This window comes from Streptomyces sp. S3(2020) (assembly GCF_013044505.1).
Classification (GTDB): Bacteria; Actinomycetota; Actinomycetes; order Streptomycetales; family Streptomycetaceae; genus Streptomyces.
In genome coordinates this window covers 1-3,607 of record NZ_JABERD010000415.1, presented here as the reverse complement: position 1 = coordinate 3,607, position 3,607 = coordinate 1, and the positions used below count along the sequence as shown (strand labels likewise).

Annotated in this window: 1 protein-coding gene and 1 pseudogene; one reads left to right on the top strand and one right to left on the bottom strand. The window is 74.5% G+C overall.

Going from position 1 to position 3,607, the window contains the following annotated elements:
* Positions 1–159: 159 nt before the first annotated feature.
* A pseudogene (locus tag HLK59_RS48840) lies at positions 160–1,872 on the top strand (SpoIIE family protein phosphatase); the annotation flags it as partial.
* 9 nt (positions 1,873–1,881) lie between these two features.
* On the opposite strand, the gene HLK59_RS48835 reads toward HLK59_RS48840, so the two are convergent.
* Positions 1,882–3,607: SpoIIE family protein phosphatase (locus HLK59_RS48835; RefSeq protein WP_171148142.1), on the bottom strand; the 1,726-nt coding region annotated here is incomplete at its 5' end.

Here is a 3,607-nt window from a genome sequence, read left to right as displayed (position 1 = left end):
AGATGTGTATAAGAGAGCGTACCGACACCTGCCGAGGTGGAGCGAGGCACACAGGGCGAGACCAGCGCGGCCGCGGCGACGGACCCGGCTGTCGGCGTGGGAGTCGCGGCCGCCGTGGGAGTCGCGGCCGGTACGGACGCTCCGGGCGTCGACGCCCGGCTCCTCCTGCTCGGAGAGCCCGGTGTCGGGCGGCTGGCCCTGCTCGCCCGCCGGCGGCTGGAGCTGCTGCACGACGCGGGCGTGCGGATCGGTACCACCCTCGACGTGACCCGCACCGCGGAGGAACTCGCGGAGGTGACCGTCCCCCGGTTCGCCGACTTCGTCGCCGTGGACCTGCCGGACGCGATGCTGCTCGGCGAGGAGCCGGGACCGCTCGGCGCGGACACCCCGCTCAGGCGGGTCGCCCTGGGCGCCGTACACGAGGAATCGCATCTGCACGCGGTCGGCGACCTCGTCCGGTACGCCCCGTCCACACCGCAGGCCCGCGGTCTGGAGGCCCGGCAGTCGATGCTCGAACCCGTCCTCGCCGCCGCCGGGGGCTGGCTCGCCCAGGATCCGGCCAGGGGCGGGCGGATCCTCGCCGCCGGCATCCACTCCCTGGTCACGGTGCCGCTGCGGGCCCGCGGCACGACCCTCGGACTGGTCAGCTTCTACCGCTCCGACAAGACCGCCCCCTTCGAGGACGACGACCTCTCCCTCGCCCAGGAACTGGCCGGGCGCGCGGCGATCTGTGTCGACAACGCCCGCCGCTACACCCGTGAGCACAACACCGCGCTCGCCCTCCAGCGCAGCCTGCTGCCGCGGGGCCGGTCCGAGCAGAGCGCCGTCGAGGTCGCCTACCGCTATCTGCCGGCGCAGGCCGGCGTGGGCGGCGACTGGTTCGACGTCATCCCGCTCTCCGGCGCCCGGGTCGCGCTCGTGGTCGGCGACGTCGTGGGCCACGGACTGCACGCGGCCGCCACGATGGGCCGGCTGCGCACCGCCGTCCACAACTTCTGTTCCCTCGACCTGCCGCCCGACGACCTCCTCACCCACCTGGACGACCTCGTCGGCCGCCTCGACCGGGGCGAGGGCTGGGCGGCGGAGAACAGCCCGGACTCCGGGATCGTCGGGGCGACCTGCCTGTACGCCGTCTACGACCCGGTGTCCCGCCGCTGCACCCTCACCCGCGCCGGGCACCCGCTGCCCGCGGTCGTCGACCCCGACGGCACGGTGACCTTCGTCGACCTGCCGTCCGCCCCGCCGCTCGGGCTCGGCGGGATGCCCTTCGAGACCGTCGAGCTGGAGCTGGCGGAGGGCAGCCAACTGGTCCTCTACACCGACGGGTTGATCGAGGACCGGCACCGGGACATCGACGCCGGTCTGGAGCGGCTGGCCGCCGTCCTCGCGCAGGCCGGGCGGCCGCCGGAGGAGACCTGCGAGGCGGTCCTGGACGCACTGCTGCCGGCCCGGCCGAGCGACGACGTGGCCCTGCTGGTGGCCCGTACGCACGCCCTGGACTCCGACCGGGTCGCCCAGTGGGACGTGCCCAGCGACCCGGCGGCCGTCTCCCGCTTCCGCGCGGCGGTCACCGAACAGCTGGCCGCCTGGGGCCTGGAGGAGCTCTCCTTCACCGCCGAACTCGTCGCCAGCGAACTGGTCACCAACGCCATCCGGCACGCCACCGGCCCGGTCCAGCTGCGACTGCTCCGCGACCGCGCCCTGATCTGCGAGGTCTCCGACGGCAGCAGCACATCCCCGCGACTGCGCCGCGCGAAGAACGAGGACGAGGGCGGCCGCGGGCTGTTCCTCGTCGCCCAGCTCACCGAGCGGTGGGGGACGCGCTACACCCCCGAGGGGAAGATCATCTGGACGGAGCTGCCGCTGCCGTGAGAGGCCCGGTCACGGCCGGTCGAGCTCGAACCAGACGACCTTGCCGGTGCTCAGCCGGGACGCTCCCCAGTGCCGGGCCACCCTGTTCACCAGGTACAGGCCCCGCCCGCCCTCGTCCGTGGCCCGGGCCTGACCGAGCACCGGGAGCCGGGGCTCGTCGTCGGTGACCTCGCAGCGCAGGACGTGGGTGCGCAGCAGCCGCACGGTGATGGGCCGGGACGCGTACCGCACCGCGTTGGTGACGATCTCGCTGACCAGCAGTTCCGCGGAGTCGCTCAACTCCTCCAGCCCCCAGCGGGACAGCGTGCGCCGGACCAGCCGGCGGGCCCGGCCGGGGGTCGCCTCCGAGGGTTCCAGGAACCAGTACGCCACGTCGCTCGGGGCGATCCCCTCGAAGCGGGCGGCGAGCAGCGCGATGTCGTCGTCCCGGTCGCCGGGGCCGAGCATGTCGAGCACCTCGTCGCACAGCTCCTCCAGCGGCGGCGGACGCTCGGGGCCGGTCAGCCGCGCGGTCGCGGCCAGCTTCTCGCGCAGCTGCTCGATGCCGGTCCACACGTCCCGCAGGCGTGACTCGACGAGTCCGTCCGTGTAGAGGAGCAGGGTGGCATCGGTCGGCGCGTCGAGTTCTACGGCTTCGAAGGCGACGCCGCCGACTCCGATGGGTGCGCCCGGGGGCACCCGCAGCACCTCGGTGCGGCCGCCCAGGTGCACCAGGACGGGCGGGGGGTGGCCGGCGTTGGCGATGGTGATGCGGTGCGCGACGGGGTCGTAGACGCAGTACAGGCAGGTCGCCATCCGGTCGGCGCCCAGGCGCTGGGCCTGTTCGTCGAGGTGGTGCAGCACTTCCTGCGGCGGCATGTCGAGACCGGCGAGGGTCTGGGCCGTCGTCCGCAGCTGGCCCATGACCGCGGCGGAGGTCATGGAGTGGCCCATGACATCGCCGACGACCAGCGCGACCCGGCTCCCCGGCAGGGGGATCGCGTCGTACCAGTCGCCGCCGACCCGGGCGGTCTCGGCGGCCGGCAGATAGCGGGACGCCAGCCGGACGCCGGTGGGGCGGGGCAGGTTCTCCGGGAGCATGGCGCGCTGGAGTTCGTCGGCGATGTACGCCTCGCGGCCGTACAGGGCCGCCTTGTCGATGCCGAGGGCGCTGTGGGTGGCGAGCTGGGCGGCGAGCAGGAGGTCGTCCGGCACGAAGGCGGGGCGTTCGGGGCTGCGCAGGAACAGGGCGGCGCCGATGACCCGGCGCCGGCCGCGCAGCGGGGCGAGGATGGCGTGCTGTCCGTCGGGCGTGAGCGACTCGCCGCCCTTGCCGAGGAGTTCGGGCAGGGCGGCCTGGGCCGCCGGGGCGTCGGTGAAGACGGGGCGGACGCCTCGCAGCACCTCGGCGAGCGCGCCGCCGGTCGGCACGGTGCAGCGCTCGGCGACGAGTTCGTCCAGCGCGGGGGGCTTGGGCCGCGGGTCGTCCACGGACAGGAAGCCGTCCTCCTCGTGCGGGATCCGGTCGGTCCGGTGCAGCCGCAGGACGAGCGGTTCGACGGGACGTTCGTCGCCGACCGGCAGCGGCTCGCGGAGATAGACCAGGATCGCGTCCGAGAAGGTCGGCACCGTGGCCCGGCACAGCCCGATCACGATCTCGTCCAGGTCGATGCCACGGGCGATCCGCCGGGTCGCGGCACCGGCGAAACGGAGACGGTCGCCCTCGCGGTGCATGGGGGCGGGGGCGGTCGTGGAG